Here is an 18,458-nt window from a genome sequence, read left to right as displayed (position 1 = left end):
GCAATGGCCTTGCTGAGTCGCGAGCAAGCCCGGTTTTGGGGGGGAGTTGTTTTCTTACTGGCGGTGCTGGGTGGATTAACCTACAGCGCATTAGTGGTGACAGACTGGCTCAAAGATGAGCAGAGAATGCCGGTTCAGGTTATTAATTTTTCCGGTGACTATCAGCACATTGATATTGGTCGGTTAGAACAAAAAATTCGGCGCTCTCAGCCTGGCAGTTTTTTTGAGCTTGATGTTAACGATGTTTTCGAGCTGGTTGAATCGCAGCCCTGGGTATATCGGGCGTCAGTGCGTAAACAGTGGCCTAACACGTTGAAAATTTACTTGGTTGAGCAGCAACCTGTTGCACAGTGGAATGACGATATGCTGCTTAACCCGTACGGCGATACCTTTGAAACAGAAGGTATCACACTGAGTCTGCCGCGATTATTCGGGCCCGGTGGTAGTGAGAAAACTGCTTTGGAAGGTTATAACGCGATGAAGTCATTGTTGGCGACATCTTCTATGAGCATCGCAGATATGAGCATCGCAGAGTTATCGCTCAGCGAGCGTTTTGCCTGGCAGGTACAGTTAAAAAGCGGCGTGAAATTGAATCTTGGGCGTCAGAAGTTTATTGATCGATTACAACGATTTATTGATGTCTTTCCGCTGTTGAGCAAGCAAGAGAAACCAGTGAAGTACGTGGATTTACGGTACGACACCGGGCTTGCAGTAGGATGGCAGACTGATGAAAACGATAACAAACAAAGTTAGTAAGAGAGTATAAGTAACCATGTCAAAACCGGCTGAACGCAATTTGATCGTCGGACTGGATATCGGAACCAGTCAGGTGAAGGCCGTCGTAGGCGAAGCCCTACATGACGGCCAAATCAGCATTGTTGGCGTGGGCACCCATGCATCCAAGGGGATGGATAAAGGCGGTGTAAATGATCTTAATCTGGTAGTTAAGTCAGTACAAAGTGCTGTAAGCGAAATGGAGCTTATGGCTGATTGCCGGGTGTCATCAGTATTGATGTCAATTTCAGGCCGGCATGTGAAATGCCAAAATGAAAACGGCATGGTGCCCATTAATAACCAGGAAGTAACGCAGGAAGATGTCGATAATGTCATTCATGCAGCGCGCTCTGTGCCTATTGCCGCAGAGCGACGGTTACTGCACGTCCTGCCGCAGGAATACACTATTGATGTTCAGGAAGGCATCAAAAATCCCATAGGGATGTCTGGGGTCAGAATGGAGGCCGATGCGCACATCATTACCTGTGCCGATGATATGGCGAAAAATCTGACCAAATGCATCGAACGCTGTGATTTACAGGCTGATCAGGTGATTTTTTCGGCCCTTGCGTCCAGTTATGCCGTATTAACTGATGATGAAAAAGAGTTGGGCGTGTGTGTGGTTGATATTGGTGGGGGCACCATGGATATCGTTATCTACACAGATGGGGCTATTCGCCACACCGCCGTAATTCCGGTAGCAGGTAATCAGATTACCAGCGATATTGCGAAAATTTTTCGCACGCCTATCAGTAATGCAGAAGAAATAAAGGTTAAATACGCATGCGCGCTGAAAGACATGGTGAGCATGGAAGATAACATAGAGGTACCAAGCGTTGGCGGACGGCCGGCAAGAGCCATGTCCAGACATACGCTGGCGGAAGTTATTGAGCCGCGGTACCAGGAACTGTTTGAATTAGTGCACGATGAAATTCGTGCCAGTGGCCTGGAAGAACAAATTGCAGCAGGGCTCGTACTGACTGGCGGAACCGCCAAGATGGAAGGTGCAGTAGAATTTGCTGAAGAGTTATTCCAAATGCCCGTGCGTGTGGGCAAACCCATCGAGATAAAAGGGTTGTCCGAATATACTGATGATGCTGGTTTTGCCACAGTGGTAGGTTTACTACAATACGGCAAACTGCAGTCAGAAAATAAGAAAACCAGTAAGCCGAAACCGGTGGAGACATTTTTACACCGGGTGCAAAGCTGGTTCAAAGGTGAATTTTAGTTTTTTAAATTTTGGGGGCGCTAAGGTCACTATATAAGGCCGACACGGAAGCCAGAGGTCTGCAGTAACTGTAGTGATTTAGTGTTTGAAGACGTACAACCGGAGAGTAAGTATGTTTGAATTAATGGATAGTCACGGCGAAGAAGCCGTAATAAAAGTTATCGGCGTCGGTGGCGGCGGTAACAATGCTGTAGAACACATGGTTTCGCAAAGCATTGAGGGTGTTGAATTTATAGCGGTAAATACTGATGCGCAGGTATTACGCAGTTCAAATGCCGATGTTACTTTGCAAATCGGCTCTAATGTTACCAAAGGCCTGGGGGCCGGAGCTGATCCAAATGTAGGTCGGGATGCCGCTCAGGAAGATCGCGAAACGATCAGGCAGTCTCTTGATGGAGCTGACATGGTCTTCATTACTGCCGGTATGGGCGGCGGTACCGGAACAGGTGCAGCCCCTGAGGTTGCAAAAATTGCACGGGAAATGGGAATCCTTACGGTTGCAGTAGTGACTAAACCTTTCCCATTTGAAGGTAAAAAGCGCACAGCGTTTGCCGAGCAAGGAATTATTGAACTTGCGAACAATGTTGATTCTCTAATTACTATACCGAACGAAAAACTATTGAAAGTGATGGGCCCGGGCACGCCATTATTACAGGCGTTCAGCGCAGCAAACGATGTTCTGCGTGGTGCCGTGCAGGGTATTGCCGAGTTGATCACACGTCCAGGCCTTATCAACGTTGACTTTGCAGATGTTCGCACTGTGATGTCTGAGATGGGTAAAGCGATGATGGGCAGTGGTGCAGCCTCTGGCCCGGACCGCGCTGAAGAAGCAGCAGAAGCCGCTATTGCCAGCCCGCTTCTTGAAGATATCGATTTATCAGGTGCGCGGGGTATTCTGGTTAATATTACAGCTGGCCCTGATTTTGCAATTGATGAGTTTGAGACCGTAGGTAATGCTGTTAAGGCATTTGCGTCAGAAAATGCCACCGTGGTTGTCGGTACGGTTATCGATATGGAGATGACCGACGAACTTCGGGTTACTGTTGTGGCCACCGGCATCGGCGCAGAGAAAAAACCAGATATTTCGCTGGTTAGCTCAGAGGGCTCACGTATGCAGTCTTCAGCTCGCGAGTTTGGCGGCAACAATGAGAACCAAAGCCAGGGTCGCGCCAGCGTTGGTGGTACCGATGGTAACCAGGCGTTGAAAGCTGATGACGAAGCGCAGCCTAACAACGATTTGGAATATCTGGATATCCCGGCATTCCTGCGTAAACAAGCGGACTGACATTTAGTCGGTTCTGCGTTTACATTAAATAGCGGTATGTTGTCATGTGGTCCGACAACATGAAGTCTATGTCAACCTGGCACAGTTTTGACATGGCGCGATTTTATCTGTATGATACGCGACCGCTTTTTGAATAGGTAAAAGCAAACGATGATTAGACAACGTACAATCAAAAACCCGGTTCAGGAAACTGGAATTGGTTTGCACAAAGGGGAAAAGGTCACCATGACTCTCCGGCCTGCGCCTGCAAACACGGGAATTGTGTTTCGGCGTATCGACCTGGACCCATTTGTAGACATTCCTGCGCGCGCTGATGCTGTCGGTGACACCGTGTTGTGTACGTGTGTTAATAATGAAGATGGCGTTAGCATCCACACTGTTGAGCATCTGGCTTCGGCATTGGCCGGGCTAGGCATTGACAATATCATTGTGGAAGTGAACAGCCACGAGCTGCCTATCATGGACGGTAGTGCAAGCCCGTTTATTTTTCTCCTGCAATCTGCAGGCATTGAAGAGCTGAACGCGCCAAAACGCTTTATCCGTATCAAAAAGCCGGTGCGCGTAGAAGATGGAGACAAGTGGGCTGAGCTGGTGCCCCATGATGGTTTTCGGGTCGACTTTAAAATCGACTTTGACCATCCGGTAATTAGTCAGACGCGGCAACATATGGTCATGGACTTTGACAGCTGTTCATATGTCAGTGAAGTTAGCCGTGCCCGCACATTTGGATTTATGCGTGATGTTGAGTATATGAACGCCAATAATCTTGCCCTGGGCGCCAGCATGGAAAATGCTGTGGCACTGGATGAGTTTCGCGTTCTGAATCCGGAAGGGCTGCGTTATGATGACGAATTCCTGAAGCATAAGATTCTCGATGCCGTGGGTGATTTATACCTGGGCGGACACAGTATTATTGGAGAACTTCGTGCCTTTAAAACAGGCCATGGTCTGAACAATAAGCTGCTCAACCAGGTACTTAAAACACAGGATGCGTGGGAGTTCATTACCTACGAAAACCCTGAAGAAATGCCCATACGTTACGCTGAGCCGGTTCTTGCTTAGTAAAGAGCTACCGTTGAAAAAGCCGCTGATTTCCAGCGGCTTTTTTGTATTTATATGACCCGTCCTGGAATAAGTTGACAGATCGGAGACTTATTATGGGAAATTCAACCAAATCAATCTCTAAGCGTACTCAACGAGATTACACAATAGCCTTTAAATTAGCCGTTGTAGAGCAGGTAGAAAAAGGCGAGTTGACTTACAAGCAAGCACAAGCTAAATATGGAATACAAGGCAGAAGCACTGTATTAGTGTGGCTTCGCAAGCATGGGCGGCAAGACTGGCATCGCCCGAGGTTAACACTTATGACTATTTCTAACCCAACTCCAGAGCAACGTATCAAAGAGCTAGAGCGTAAGCTTGAAGACGAGAAAGTTCGTAACCTGGTACTCAATGAAATGATTGATTACATCGATACGACACAAAGAACCCACCTACGAAAAAAGCTTGTCGACATGGGGTTAGGAGACTCCAGAGCCAAGCTCAAATAAGCTTATCGCAACTGTGCCGTGTGATGGGAATATCCCGGCAGTCTGTTTATCAAGCTGAGAGCCGTTACCAGGCAAGAGCAGAGACATTGATGCCAGTTCTCAGCATGGTTCAGGAGATACGACGCTTCATGCCGAGGCTAGGCACTCGTAAGCTGTATTACTTGATCAAGCCTAAGCTAGAAGCGTCTGGGATCAAACTCGGCCGGGATGGACTTTTTAACTATCTGCGCAATCATCACTTGCTGGTGAAAAAGCCGCGGAATTACCATAAAACCACCGACAGTAAACACTGGATGAAGAAGTACCCTAACTTATTAAAGGAGCTGGTTGTAAGCCGGCCTGAGCAGGTGTTTGTTAGCGATATCACCTATGTCGACACTGATGCTGGAGTTCATTATTTGTCACTAGTAACAGATGCTTATAGCCGAAAAATCATGGGGTATGACGTTTCTCAAAGTATGACGGCGACAGATATCGGGCGTGCGCTAAAGCGAGCGACGACAGGACGAATAAGTCAGGCTCCATTAATTCATCACTCTGATAGAGGCAGTCAGTACTGTTCACAGGCGTATCAAAACCAGCTCGCATCCAGCTCGATTACGCCCTCCATGACCGATGGTTATGATTGCTACCAGAACGCACTTGCGGAGCGGATTAACGGCATCCTTAAGCATGAGTTTTTACTAACGAAGTGCAAAACTGGTGAGGAGTTGAAGCGCGCGGTAAGGCAATCGATTGCAATCTATAATGAATACAGGCCGCACCTTAGCTTGGGCATGAAAACCCCAAATGAGGTGCATAAAAAAGCCAGTTGCGAGGTGCAACTGGCTTAGTTAAAACCGTCAACATAATTTAGGACGGGTCAATATCAATATAGAAAACAACTACTCAGATTTCTCAATTAACGCTACCCAATCTTTGTCAGAAGGAGCGGAAGGCAGGGTGATGGTGCCGCCGGTGAGCAGTTCCGGATGATTAATTAGCTGGCCGCCCTCAACCGGGTCAAACCAAGCCAGTGTGTAATTCTGCTTATCGGGCAATGTCAGTGAAACCGGTGCATCTTGCATCAGGTAAAGGACATAGCGGTGTCCCGGCTCTGCAGATCCATATAACTCAGATTCGCGCTGCAGCTGATGCATTGGCTGCATTTCCCAAAAACGCGTGTGCTGGCGGAAAAAATCCAGTGCTATTTTAGTTTGACGCCATAAGTTGTGCCGTGAGCGAAGGTCTTCTGCTGTGAGATCATTATGGTCCTGATGCGCACCAAAATACCATTCAACACCAGCACCACCGGCCAAAATAGTGCCCCATAAGGCGTGACGTCGAAGGGAGTCATGGGTTGGGTCTACCTCATCTGTTTTCGCTCCGTCCATCCATTCGCCAATTTCATCCATGGTAATTGCCCATGGCTGTTTATGAGAGAATGACTTATTCAACCATTTGCGAATTTCATCATTTACCTGCTCACGATGATTTACCTGAAAGGACAACCCGTCCAGCGCTGTAAGACCCAACAGCGGGGTGAGAATCTCGTTCTTCGATTCAGGAGTGGAATGAGTATGGATAATCACAGGGTGTTTATAGGGATCCGCATCCTTAATAAAATTGGCCATTGCAATTCGCTGTTGATCGGTCTGCGCATCAGGTGAAAATTCAGCGGGCCCGTTTTCTTCGCCAAGATTCCAGATAAGTCCGGGATGATGCCCGAACCGTGCTATCAACTCTTGCAGGTAGAGTTGGCGAAGAGGGCCGGTGTCACCGTTGTCCAAAAGCCGCTCGTTTTCTGTTTCCTGCAGCACGATGTGCAGGGCAATGCCCAGTGATTGCATATGTGTAAATACAATATTCCACTGCTCCAGTTTGCTTACGTCGAATCTGTCATAGATTGTTGGTTCGATAAATGGCCAGACATCTTTGCCATCACCCTGCAGGTTAAGCGTAAGAAAATAGGCACTATTCATGCCCATATCCGCAAGGTAATTCATCAGACCGACAAGGTTTTTGCCTTTGTTTGCTTTCCAGGCAGGATCCCCTGCTTGCCAGTCGCGCGCATGTGGCTCGAAGTGATGTATCTGCGTGCCGCTGGCGGCCTCGCCATCCCGGTTCTGCTGATTGGTGCGGTAGGTCTGATCAAAATCTTTAAATGCCAGTAAATTTTCCGGGCTGTTGGTACCACCTTTAAGCCAGTACTTATCATTCCCTTCAGTTTTATAATAGCGCCCCTGTGTGTGCAGGCGTCCTGCACGATAAAAGCCTGGCGCCTGGGCCGCGGCCCGGGTCACCGAAAAGTGTCCGCTGGCCCGGGCTAACTCAATTTGTGTACCGGCGTTCAAATCCTGCGTTATAGCAACATTGTCACCGGTGTACAAAAACGCTTCATAATGCCAGGAACCCGGCTTATCCGGGCTAAATCGAACCTGCCAGACGTTGCCTTCCCCGGCGCTGGTTTGTGCCGCATCGCCATCCGCTGCATAAAAACCTCTGACAATTTTTTCACTTTCTTTATGGGTAAACCGCACCCATAACCGGTAATCAGTAAATGGATTCTCATCAGCCCGCTCTGAGGTATCCGGGCCGTGAAAACTAAGGGTAAGGGGCCGCCACTGTTCAACCGAGGGGAGGGCTTTTGATTTAAGCTGGCACCCGGACAAGGCGACAGGCGCAAGAAAAAAGACTGCTAATACAATACGTAAAACACAGGACTTTAAGTTGAACATAGGGTTATCCAAAAATTGTAAGCGTTTACATCCTATTTACATTGGAAGTTTATGTAAAGTAATTTCCGGCCTGGGGCTTCGCCCCATGACGCTGGTTTGAGACCAACAGTCTTACCTGAAACAACGTAAATTGCCGTATTTTTACTGTTGTGATGCTGCAGATCATTCACATTTAGAGAAAACATGGGACATTGCCGGCGCAGCGGTCAGCGCTGTTTTATACAGAAACATGACTGAGTGTCTCAATCGTATTTGTTCATTAGCGCTAACAGCGGTAAACTAGGTGCGAAAATAAATTTACGTGTTGTGACATGAAACTAACCATAAACCTTATTGGCAGAAAAAAGCGCTATCGGTATGCCATCAGTGTTCGTACACTGGTGAGTCTTACTGTGCTTTCTTCTTTGTTGATGCTGGTTTCCAGTCGGTCCACCAATCTGGTTAGTGAAGATATAGCCCGGCTGGCACTTGCCGAGCAATGGAATGAAAAAGACCGTGCGGCGGTGCAGGCGCTGCAAGCACGCACCGATGCATCATTGTCAGTGTTGGTGTCACAACTCGCCGAATTAAACAGTCGACTGTCACTGCTTGATATGAAAGCCGGACAGTTGGCAGAGCAGTTAGGTATGAAAGCAGAAGAGCTTGATGCTTTTGCTGAAAATGTCGAATCTGAACCGATGGATGTGACTGGCTCTTTTTCCACTGATTTCGCGGCAGTGCGGGCGTCGATAGATGAAAAGTCGCGCCAGATTGCCATGCTTGAAAGTCTGGTTAAAGGGCACCATATTCATCAACAAAGCCAGTTATCGGGAAGACCGGTAGAGTCTGGCTGGCTGTCTTCTTACTACGGTATGCGCGCCGACCCATTCACTGATAAACCCGCGATGCACGAAGGTTTAGACTTCGCAGGTTCAGCCGGAGATGCCGTTATCGCGACCGCAGCGGGTATTGTTACCTGGGCGGGCAAACGATACGGTTATGGTAATTTGGTTGAAGTAGAGCATAAAGACGGGTTCGTGACCCGTTATGGTCATAATCAGTCAATTGACGTTGCTATCGGCGATGTGGTTACCAAAGGCCAGGCTATCGCCCGCATGGGCAATACCGGCCGCTCTACCGGTGCGCATGTCCATTATGAAGTAATAAGAAACGGCCAGCCTGTCGATCCTCTTCCGTTCACCCGACAATAAACAATAAGTAAACTGATAAGTTAGGGTGGCGAGCCTTACGTAACTCAAGTAAGGTGTCATTTTTCTAAAACATCGAGGAAGTGCCGAACAGGCGCCCTCTTAAGTAGTGGAATTTGCAACGTAATGTTTTCAAGCGTCCTGAGAAGAATGTTCGGTAGCCGAAATGACCGACTAGTAAAAAAACTAAAAAAATCTGTCGATGCCATTAACGGCCTGGAAAAGGAATTTGAAGCGCTTTCAGATGAAGAGCTGAAAGCGAAGACCGAGGAATTCAAACAGCGTATCGCCGATGGTACAGCGTTGGATGATTTGCTGATAGAAGCATTTGCCACGGTACGTGAAGCCAGTAAGCGCGTTTACGGCATGCGTCATTTTGATGTACAGCTACTCGGTGGTCAGGTGCTGCACCAGGGCAAAATTGCCGAGATGCGCACTGGGGAAGGTAAAACACTTACCGCTACGCTACCTACCTATCTGAATGCCTTGTCGGGTAAAGGCGTGCATGTAATTACGGTTAACGACTATCTGGCCAAGCGTGATGCTGACTGGAGCCGTGAGCTGTTTGAATATCTGGGTATGACAGTGGGATGTAATATCCCCGGTATCCCTCAGGCAGCCAAGCGTGAAGCATACAAAGCTGACATCACTTATGGCACTAACAATGAGTTTGGGTTTGACTACTTGCGCGACAATATGGCATTTAGCCCTCAGGAGCGTGTACAGCGTGAACTGAACTTTGCGGTAGTGGATGAAGTTGACTCAATTCTTATTGATGAGGCCCGTACACCGTTAATTATTTCCGGTGCGGCAGAGGATAGCTCTGAGCTGTATCGTAACATTAACCGCGTTATTCCTCAGCTGGTTCAGCAGGATAAAGAAGACGAGGAAGGCGAGATAGGCGATGGTGACTATACCATCGATGAAAAAGCAAAACAGATCCACCTGACTGAAAACGGCCAGCTTCACGTAGAGGAAATTCTGCACAAAGAGGGGATCCTGCCAGAAGGTGAGTCATTATTTGCAGCTGGCAATATTTCTCTTCTTCATCATATTAATGCTGCATTACGGGCCCATAAACTCTTTCAAAAAGATGTAGATTACATCGTAAAAGAAGATCAGATTGTTATTGTTGATGAACATACAGGACGGACCATGGAAGGTCGTCGCTGGTCGGAAGGTCTGCACCAGGCGGTGGAAGCCAAAGAAGGCGTTAACATTCAAAACGAAAACCAGACGCTGGCGTCTATCACCTTTCAAAATTACTTCCGATTGTTCAACAAACTGTCCGGTATGACAGGTACCGCCGATACTGAGGCCTTTGAGTTCAACCACATTTATAGCCTTGAAACAGTCGTTATCCCTACCAATAAGCCGATGGTGCGTAAAGATAAGCCGGATCTTATCTACATGACGGCGGAAGAAAAATACGAAGCCATTGTCAAAGATATCGAAGATTGTGTGAAGCGTGGGCAGCCTGTACTGGTGGGAACGATTTCCATTGAAAATTCCGAGCGTCTGGCAGATGTGCTTAAAAAAGCAGGCATTAAACACAAGGTATTGAACGCCAAATTCCATGCCCAGGAAGCTGATATCATTGCTCAGGCGGGCCGCCCGGGAGCGGTTACCATTGCCACTAACATGGCCGGCCGGGGAACCGATATTGTGCTCGGTGGTAATCTGCACGCAGAGCTGGAACAGCTGGATAACCCCGATGAAGCACAAATTGAAAAAGTAAAAGCTGAATGGAAAACACGCCATGATGCTGTTCTAGAATCTGGCGGTTTGCATATCATAGGCACAGAACGACACGAATCACGTCGTATAGATAATCAGTTACGTGGTCGGTCAGGTCGACAGGGTGATGCAGGTTCAAGCCGTTTCTATTTATCGCTGGACGATGCCCTGATGCGCATTTTCGCATCAGAAAAAATGGCCGGGATGATGAAGCGACTGGGGATGGAACATGGCGAAGCTATTGAACACCCGTGGGTAACCCGGGCGATTGAAAATGCGCAACGTAAAGTTGAAGGACGTAACTTCGACATCCGTAAACAGCTGCTGGAATATGATGATGTTGCCAATGACCAGCGCAAAGTGATTTACGAGCAACGTAACGAGTTGCTGGATGAAGGTAATATCAGTGAAACCATTGAGGTTATCCGAAAAGATGTACTGACGAATGTAGTCTCCGAATACATCCCGCCGCAATCACTCGAAGAGATGTGGGATATTCCGGGCTTACATGAACGACTGAAAGCCGACTTCGCCGTTGATTTACCGCTGCAGGAATGGCTGGATAGCGACGATAAGCTTTACGAAGAAAAGCTGCGCGAACGCATTCTTGAAGAAGTCGAGGCAGCTTACAAAGAAAAAGAAAATGCTGTCGGTGAGGATGTATTACGTCAGTTTGAAAAAGCCGTGATGCTGCAAAATCTGGACAGTCACTGGAAAGAGCATCTGGCAGCCATGGATCATCTGCGCCAGGGCATACATTTGCGCGGCTATGCACAGAAAAATCCTAAGCAGGAATACAAGCGTGAATCGTTTGAACTGTTTTCTGAAATGCTCGAGGCCCTGAAGCTGGAAGTGATTACGGTGCTAAGCCGGGTACAGGTAAAAGCCGAATCAGACGTTGAAAAGGTTGAAGAGCAGCGCCGTCAGGCGGATGACGTACCCAAAAGTTTTGAGCATGAAAAAGCCGACAAAGCGCCCGAGCAGGAAACCGGTCGGGTCCAGACGGCGATGCGCGAAGGACCGAAAGTCGGGCGTAACGACCCATGCCCGTGTGGCTCTGGTAAAAAATACAAGCAGTGTCACGGCAAGCTCAAGTAATGCAGCAGGTTGACGTTGCGGTAGGTGTGATAAAGCGAGGCGATGAGACCTTTGTCACACTGCGCCCCGCCGATAAGCATCAGGGCGGTAAGTGGGAATTTCCCGGCGGCAAGAAAGAAGCCGGCGAAAGTACCTTTGCTGCTTTAAAGCGTGAACTGCTGGAAGAGACAGGCATCACCGTTAATGCCAGTGAACCTTTGATACTGATAGAGCATGATTATGGGGATAAGCTGGTTCGTCTGGATGTACATCTGGTAGAGGACTTTGCCGGTGAACCCTATGGTCGAGAAAACCAGCAGGGCAAGTGGCTGGGGCTGAATGATCTGGCGCAGGCAGACTTCCCGGCCGCCAACGCTGCGATTATTGATAGACTCAAAGCATGCTGATGAATACAGTAAGCTGATAAAAAGCCCCCGGCGACCACTGGTTCCGGGGGCTTTTTTCTTTAAAAGGCGGTATTGTGGAGCAGCCGCACCGCGCGAACGCGATGGTGCTCGCCTACAATGTGATCATTGAGGCCGTAGCAAAGGCTACATGACTGCTGGCGTAAGCAGCTTCATTGATAAAGTGTGGATAAGTCGGTTCACTGTCTTGCCAGGTAAGCTCAGTGCCATCAAAACATTTAAACACCGGTGCACCGGGCATTAACGGTTGAAAGTCATTGTCCTGTAAGCTGTGATGGACCATCGCAATGCGATTCCCCTCATCGTCCAGTGGGAAGTTGATATTCTGCCCCAGACGGTAAACATCACACTCTGGCAATTCTGGCAGAGGGCCGGTATTAAAGGCCAGGCAAAAATCCAGAATGGTTTCTGTCAGTGTTTGGGTAAGTTGATAGACATCTTCTCGCAACACACCCTGCGGCTGTCCGCCTACTTCCACCATGATGCCTTGTTTTCCTACGGTACATAAGTACGGGTGCTGCGCATAAGGCTTTTCATCCTCTAGCAGAATATTGGCTTCCGGCATAGCGTGCTTAACATAGCGGGCCAGCTGTACTGAAAATGCATCTTTTCGCAGAATTATCAGCGTGGCGCCCATTGCACTGGTAGTGTTGTGGATATCGATGACAAAATCAGTCTGCGGATTATCTTTCGGGCCCAGCCTGTTATTAATATCCCTGGCCAGGCTGGCCTCGTGGTCGCCGCTGGCTGCCTGCAATCTTTCCGGTACAAACTGACGGTTGAGATCATCATCCAGAAAGCGAACATTGCTTTTGATTGCAGCGGTGTTGGCTAACATAAACGATGGTTTTAACGCAGCAAACCGGGCGGGTAGGCCGCCATTTTGCCAGTTGTGAAGCAACTGAATTCCACTGGTCTCATTGCCATGAGTACCTGCAACAATCGCAATGCTTTTTAGCATACCGGCTGTATCCTTAATGTTTGAAAAAATCGTCTTGCTGCTGACTTAACATGGCTTCAATGTCTTCGATATCAGCCTGCGAAGGGGGCCGCTTTGTAGATTTATTTTCGGCCGGAATACTGCGTTCTTCGCCGGCCCACTCACCGAGGTCAATCAATTGGCATTTTTTTGAGCAGAAAGGACGATAAAGACTGGCCTCTGACCATTCAACATCTTTGGTACATATAGGGCATTTTACAAGCATGAGAATCTCTCCCGGACTATATCTGTAACGCTTCAACGCTATTCGCTGACGCTTTACGTTTAACACGCAGCCAGTGAAAATGGTACATCGCCGTCTACGGACGTGCCTTGATCCGGCGCTGCCTTAAACCACATAAACCGCAGGGCAAACCGATACTTGTTACCGCTCAAAGTAGGGTAAAAGCCCTCGGCCACCGAGCAACGAACGCGAATCAGCTCATTTTTGTCTTCAGCCACGCCCTGATAAAAGCCGTTAGTTGCCGTTACTGGTCTGAATGTGCCGCGTTCGCGCAGAAAAGACAGACAAATAGCGATGGTTTCTTCCACATCAACCAATGTTTTCATCCACTTTTTCATAACATCCTGACGATATTCCTGGGGCTGATGCATCCAGTAATGGAGATTGGGTAAATCAAAGCTACATGCCCCCCCGGGAATGGCAAAACGTTGGCGGATCGACGCCAGAAAACGGTCTTCTTTTAAGTCAGTACCAAATTTTTTGCATATCTTTATTTTGTCACGCTTGGCCACAATAGTATCCAGCGTGTGCTGTAATGCGCCCGCATCAATGTTCGGGTGTTCTGACCAGTGCTTCAGGTTTTTTTCATGGGCATCCAGATCTTTTATAATATCTGTGCGAATATCAATGCGCTCAAAAAGATCCAGTAATGTGAATAACTGATCGAAGAAGTAAAGCTGAACCTGTCCGGACGGGACCGACGCGCCGCTTTTAAGCTGCGCAATCAATTGTTCAATGCGCAGATAATTTCGCACCTTCTCTTTGAGGGGAAATTCGAAAACGGTGTCAGACATGTACTTCCTCGTTTATGCTTAATCAGAGCACTTAAACGCAAAAATACAAAAATTTCAAGTAAAAGGCGTTAATCCCCTTCAGCAAGGGCCAGATAACGAGTATGCAGCGCTGCGACCTGCCTGTGTAATTGTTCAAGCGTACCGCTGTTATCGATCACATCGTCAGCGGCGGCCAGCCGGGTATCGCGATCCGCCTGGGTGGCCATGATTTTTTTTATCAGCACTTCATCACTGTTATCGCGGGCGCTGGCACGGGAAAGTTGTAAGGTTTCAGAGCAATCTACTACCAGCACGCGGTGAGCCATTGCGGTAAGGTTATTTTCCACTAATAGCGGCACCGATAAAATACAATAAGGAGCTGTCACAGCATCAATATCCGCCAGCATTTGTTCGCGGATAGCCGGATGAAGTAACTTGTCCAGCCATTGTTTTTCTGTGGCATCGGCAAAAACCTGTTCACGTAATGCGCTGCGATTAAGGCTGCCATCTTCCAGCAGCACCTGCGTGCCAAAGTGCTCAGTGATTGCTTGTAATGCAGGAGCCCCGGGCATGACGACCTTGCGGGCAACCACATCTGCATCAACCACGGGCACGCCAGACTGTGCAAAAATGTCACTGACCGCCGTTTTACCGCTGCCGATGCCTCCGGTCAACCCCACCACAAATGTAGAAGCGTTTTTCGTCAAGAAAGTACCCAATGAAGATAAGTGTCAATGATAGGTTGTTTGTACAGCAAAGCGATAAAGCCGGCAACCGCTAGATAAGGCCCAAACGGAATAGCCATATCACCGTCCGGCTTGCGTCGTAATTGCAGCATTATTCCCACCACCGCGCCCACCACCGAAGATAAAATAATAATCACTGGTAAACCCTGCCAGCCGGTAAAGGCACCAAGGGCCGCAAGCAGTTTAAAATCGCCATATCCCATACCTTCTTTACCGGTAATTATTTTAAATAACCAGTATACCGACCACAAACTCAGGTAACCTGCTGCGGCACCAATAATAGCGCCTTGTGCATCTATAAAAACTGTTTCAAGGCTTAACAAGAGACCGAACCACAACAGTGGCAATGTAAGCTGATCAGGTAACAGCATATGGTCCAGGTCGATCATAATCAGCGGGACCAAAAACCACACTACAATAACTGCCGCCACAGCCTGTAGACCCGGCCCGAAATGCCAGGCGGCCAGCATACTTAATACCGCAGTAGCCAGTTCCACCAGTGGATAGCGGGCCGAGATAGCAGCGCCACAACCAGCACACTGACCTTTTAATATCAGATAGCTCAGTACCGGAATGTTTTCCCAGGCACGAATACGATGACCACATGATGGACAGGCACTATCAGGTTTGGCCAGGTTGAAAGGGTCAGCAGGCGGGATTTCCTCACCCTTTGTGTAGGCTTCATACTCTGCTTTAAAGCCGCGTTCCATCATGATGGGCAGCCGATGAATAACCACATTTAAAAAACTGCCAATCATCAGGCTGGTGATAAAGACAACAAAAAGAAAAAAGCCGGAGCTTTGATGGCTAAGTTCTATCAATGTGTTCATAAGTGGGATGTCAAAAAGGTTAAAGTTTGCCAGCGTTGCCCAAACAGGGCAACCGGGAATAAGAAAAGGGCAGGTTAAACAACATTACCCATCTGGAAGATTGGCAGATACATGGCCACAATCAGGCCACCTATCACCACGCCCAGCACCGCCATAATCATTGGCTCGATAAGGCTGGTCAGGCCGTCTACCATATCATCCACCTCGGCTTCATAAATGCTGGCGACTTTGCTGAGCATATCGTCAACAGCACCGGATTCTTCACCAATAGCCACCATTTGCGTCACCATATCCGGAAAGACATTGGTAGCACGCATGGCGGTATTCATTTGCTGCCCGCCGGCCACTTCTTTTTTCATAAATAAGATGGCATCCCGATACACCGCATTGCCCGAGGCACCGGCGGCAGAATCCAGCGCGCCAATCAGCGGAACGCCGGCAGCAAAGGTAGTGGAAAGGGTGCGGGTAAACCGCGCCACACTGGCTTTTTGTAAAATCTCGCCGACGACCGGAATTTTTAAGACTACCTTATCCACTTTATCCCGCAATGTCTTTGACTTGCGGTGGGCACGGACAAACAAAAACACACCGGCTGCTGCGCCGATGACAAAAAACAGGCCGTAATCCTGCATAAAGCGGGAAATGCCCAACACAAACTGGGTAAAGGCCGGTAGTTCTGCCCCAAAGCTGCTGAAGATCTCTTCAAATTGTGGCACCACAAATATAAGCAGAATGGTGGTAACAATAAAGGCGACCACTAATACCGCAATGGGGTAGAACATGGCCTTTTTGACTTTGGACTTAAGGGCTTCGGCTTTTTCTTTGTAGGTTGCAATACGATCGTAAATGGTTTCAAGAGAGCCGGACTGTTCACCGGTTTCAACCAAATCGCAGTATAGGTCATCAAATTGCAGCGGGTGTTTTCGTAACGAGGTGGAAAGCGGCGTACCGGCGCTGACATCATCAGCAATACTGGAAAGCAGCTTTCGCATGGCCGGTTTGCTGTGCCCCTGGGCAATCATCTCAATCGATTGCAATAAGGTAACACCGGCGCCCAGCATGGTAGAGAGTTGCCGGGACACCACCGAGATATCGGCCGCATTGATTTTTTTGCCATTGCCACCGAATAGTGATTTTTGCTGTTTTTTCACTTTCTGGGCAGAGATGCCCTGTCGGCGGAGTAGGTTTTTTGCTTCAACTATGGTGACAGCAGATATTTCACCTTTACGATTGGCTCCCTGACGGTCTTTACCCTGATAATCAAAAACAACTGCTGCTTTGGCCATATTTCTGTCTCAGTCAGATAAAAAACCCAGCTAGCTTTGCTGGGCTTTCAAGAATTTCGTGGCAGAGGCTAGGTTAGCAAAGTGTAGCTGGATCACAAACCGGCACCCAAGTAACTTTGCGAGTAGTGAAGTCGAGGGTTGGGGTTAGTGTGTAGGTACCGGCACCTGTAATTGAAGAATTTGTAGCTTTAGTAGCGACGATTACGCCGTTATCAGTACTTAAGCCAACGACATCATCTGCAGCAGTTACATTAGCTGGAATACCGTTGCTGTTTTCATCACATGCTCCAAGTACAGCTGCGGCATCAGCGCCTGGCTGTGTTTGTGCGCATACTTCAACCGCTGATTTTGCAGCGGCGGTCGCATTTACAACCTCTGTAAAACGTGCTTTTTCTGTGTAGCCCTGATAAGCAGGCAATGCTACGGCGGCCAGAATACCGATGATAGCCACAACGATCATCAGTTCGATAAGAGTGAAACCTTTTTGGTTTGAAGGTTTGAATTGTTTCATGATAGTTCTCCGGGTTCGCGTATAATGCGTTAATCTAAATTAGTTCATTCAAAGTTTACGTTTTATACCTGGTTTGTTTTGAATCAACGCCCCCGGTACTTGATGCTCAGTATAGGGAGGAAGACCCTTGTGACAAGTATTGGAAACTATACATATGTGTAGCATTTAGCCGATTGGCTGCGGTGGGGGAGAGCCTGTACACAAGGCTGTGACAGGCATTAAAACTTATTCTATTACAGTTGCTTAGCGGTCATCCATGCTTACTCTTAAGGACAAATCAATGGCCTGAACATGCTTGGTCAAAGCACCTGAAGATATAAAGTCAACCCCCAATGTGGCCAGTGACGAAAGCCTTTCATCGGTAATGTTCCCAGACACTTCAAGTTTACTTTTTCCCTGGTTAAGCGAAACTGCGCGTTGGATCTGTTCGTTGGTAAAATTATCCAGCATGATGATATCAGCACCGGCATCCAGCGCCTGTTGCAATTCGTCCATATTTTCCACTTCCACTTCCACCGGCTTGTCCGGATGGGTGGATTTAGCCGTACTGACCGCGCTGGCGATGGAGCCACAGGCGTAGATGTGGTTTTCTTTAATCAAATAGGCATCAAATAAACCGATTCGATGGTTTTCGCCACCGCCGCATTTTACCGCATATTTTTGCGCCAAACGTAAGCCCGGCAGGGTTTTGCGCGTATCCAGTATTTTGGTACCTGAGCCAGCCAGTAATTGCGTATAACGGCGTGTCACCGTGGCGGTACCCGATAATGTCTGCAAAAAATTAAGGGCGGTGCGCTCGGCGGTAAGAATACTGCGGGCCGTGCCGCTGATGGTAACCAGCGTAGCATCCGGGCGAACCTCGTCACCATCGCTGACCTGCCAGTCTACAACCAGGCGACTGTCTATCTGGCGGAATGTTTCATTTACCCACTGCACACCGCAAATGGTCGCTGGTTCGCGGGTAATGATGGTTGCGGTAGCCTGCGTGTCAGGGGCAATCAGATTTGCAGTGATGTCATTATCTGCAGTTACCTGGCCGCCCAAATCTTCTCGCAGGGCCGCCGCAACCTGCGCAGGGATATCACAGGGTAAGGCATTTGTCATAGCAG

At 48.4% G+C, this 18,458-nt stretch carries 17 protein-coding genes; 8 read left to right on the top strand and 9 right to left on the bottom strand.

Going from position 1 to position 18,458, the window contains the following annotated elements; all coding sequences use genetic code 11:
• Positions 1-3: 3 nt before the first annotated feature.
• From F458_RS0109775 to F458_RS20450, 5 genes are all read left to right on the top strand, one after another.
• The gene (locus tag F458_RS0109775; protein WP_018983233.1) at positions 4-753 is read left to right on the top strand and encodes a cell division protein FtsQ/DivIB; all 750 of its coding nucleotides are present in this window, start codon (positions 4-6) and stop codon (positions 751-753) included.
• A gap of 19 nt (positions 754-772) precedes the next feature.
• Positions 773-2,002, top strand: coding sequence for a cell division protein FtsA (ftsA, locus tag F458_RS0109770; protein ID WP_018983232.1), 1,230 nt, complete (start codon positions 773-775; stop codon positions 2,000-2,002).
• Between the two features lie 112 nt (positions 2,003-2,114).
• Positions 2,115-3,287 (top strand): cell division protein FtsZ, encoded by a 1,173-nt coding sequence (gene ftsZ, locus F458_RS0109765; protein ID WP_018983231.1) that lies wholly within the window; start codon positions 2,115-2,117, stop codon positions 3,285-3,287.
• A gap of 150 nt (positions 3,288-3,437) precedes the next feature.
• The gene (lpxC, locus tag F458_RS0109760) at positions 3,438-4,349 is read left to right on the top strand and encodes a UDP-3-O-acyl-N-acetylglucosamine deacetylase (RefSeq protein ID WP_018983230.1); all 912 of its coding nucleotides are present in this window, start codon (positions 3,438-3,440) and stop codon (positions 4,347-4,349) included.
• Positions 4,350-4,444: 95 nt separating this feature from the next.
• Positions 4,445-5,670 (top strand): IS3 family transposase gene (locus F458_RS20450; RefSeq protein WP_232362650.1). Its coding sequence is split into 2 segments (ribosomal slippage): positions 4,445-4,811 and positions 4,811-5,670, totalling 1,227 coding nucleotides; the frame shifts between segments, so codons are not numbered across the junction.
• A gap of 51 nt (positions 5,671-5,721) precedes the next feature.
• On the opposite strand, the gene F458_RS0109745 is transcribed toward F458_RS20450, so the two are convergent.
• Positions 5,722-7,554: a DUF5060 domain-containing protein gene (locus F458_RS0109745; RefSeq protein ID WP_018983227.1), complete on the bottom strand. Its 1,833-nt coding sequence runs from the start codon at positions 7,552-7,554 to the stop codon at positions 5,722-5,724.
• A gap of 311 nt (positions 7,555-7,865) precedes the next feature.
• On the opposite strand from F458_RS0109745, the gene F458_RS0109740 reads away from it, so the two are divergent.
• The 3 genes from F458_RS0109740 to mutT all read left to right on the top strand — a co-directional run bounded on the left by F458_RS0109740 (position 7,866) and on the right by mutT (position 11,962).
• Complete coding sequence (locus F458_RS0109740) at positions 7,866-8,744, top strand: M23 family metallopeptidase (protein WP_018983226.1); 879 nt, start codon at positions 7,866-7,868, stop codon at positions 8,742-8,744.
• 123 nt (positions 8,745-8,867) lie between these two features.
• Complete coding sequence (gene secA, locus F458_RS0109735; RefSeq protein WP_026294604.1) at positions 8,868-11,576, top strand: preprotein translocase subunit SecA; 2,709 nt, start codon at positions 8,868-8,870, stop codon at positions 11,574-11,576.
• Entirely contained in the window at positions 11,576-11,962 is a 387-nt protein-coding gene (gene mutT / locus F458_RS0109730) for an 8-oxo-dGTP diphosphatase MutT (protein ID WP_018983224.1), read from the top strand. The genes secA and mutT overlap by 1 nt, the downstream gene beginning before the upstream one ends.
• A 112-nt stretch (positions 11,963-12,074) precedes the next feature.
• Here the strand turns inward: mutT and F458_RS0109725 are convergent, their stop codons facing one another.
• From F458_RS0109725 to nadC, 8 genes are all read right to left on the bottom strand, one after another.
• The gene (locus F458_RS0109725) at positions 12,075-12,941 is read right to left on the bottom strand and encodes an aspartoacylase (RefSeq protein WP_018983223.1); all 867 of its coding nucleotides are present in this window, start codon (positions 12,939-12,941) and stop codon (positions 12,075-12,077) included.
• Between the two features lie 13 nt (positions 12,942-12,954).
• Complete coding sequence (gene yacG / locus F458_RS0109720) at positions 12,955-13,185, bottom strand: DNA gyrase inhibitor YacG (RefSeq protein WP_018983222.1); 231 nt, start codon at positions 13,183-13,185, stop codon at positions 12,955-12,957.
• Positions 13,186-13,244: 59 nt separating this feature from the next.
• The gene (gene zapD, locus F458_RS0109715) at positions 13,245-13,997 is read right to left on the bottom strand and encodes a cell division protein ZapD (protein ID WP_018983221.1); all 753 of its coding nucleotides are present in this window, start codon (positions 13,995-13,997) and stop codon (positions 13,245-13,247) included.
• Positions 13,998-14,065: 68 nt separating this feature from the next.
• Positions 14,066-14,683: a dephospho-CoA kinase gene (gene coaE, locus F458_RS0109710; protein ID WP_018983220.1), complete on the bottom strand. Its 618-nt coding sequence runs from the start codon at positions 14,681-14,683 to the stop codon at positions 14,066-14,068.
• Complete coding sequence (locus F458_RS0109705; protein ID WP_018983219.1) at positions 14,680-15,552, bottom strand: prepilin peptidase; 873 nt, start codon at positions 15,550-15,552, stop codon at positions 14,680-14,682. Before F458_RS0109705 ends, coaE begins: the two co-directional genes overlap by 4 nt.
• Before the next feature lie 74 nt (positions 15,553-15,626).
• Entirely contained in the window at positions 15,627-16,838 is a 1,212-nt protein-coding gene (locus tag F458_RS0109700; protein WP_018983218.1) for a type II secretion system F family protein, read from the bottom strand.
• A gap of 73 nt (positions 16,839-16,911) precedes the next feature.
• Positions 16,912-17,349 (bottom strand): pilin, encoded by a 438-nt coding sequence (locus F458_RS0109695; RefSeq protein ID WP_018983217.1) that lies wholly within the window; start codon positions 17,347-17,349, stop codon positions 16,912-16,914.
• Between the two features lie 243 nt (positions 17,350-17,592).
• Entirely contained in the window at positions 17,593-18,453 is an 861-nt protein-coding gene (gene nadC, locus F458_RS0109690; RefSeq protein ID WP_018983216.1) for a carboxylating nicotinate-nucleotide diphosphorylase, read from the bottom strand.
• Positions 18,454-18,458 lie beyond the last annotated feature (5 nt).

The sequence above is a fragment of the Salinimonas chungwhensis DSM 16280 genome (assembly GCF_000378185.1).
Classification (GTDB): Bacteria; Pseudomonadota; Gammaproteobacteria; order Enterobacterales; family Alteromonadaceae; genus Alteromonas; species Alteromonas chungwhensis.
This window is presented reverse-complemented; position numbering and strand designations above follow the sequence as displayed.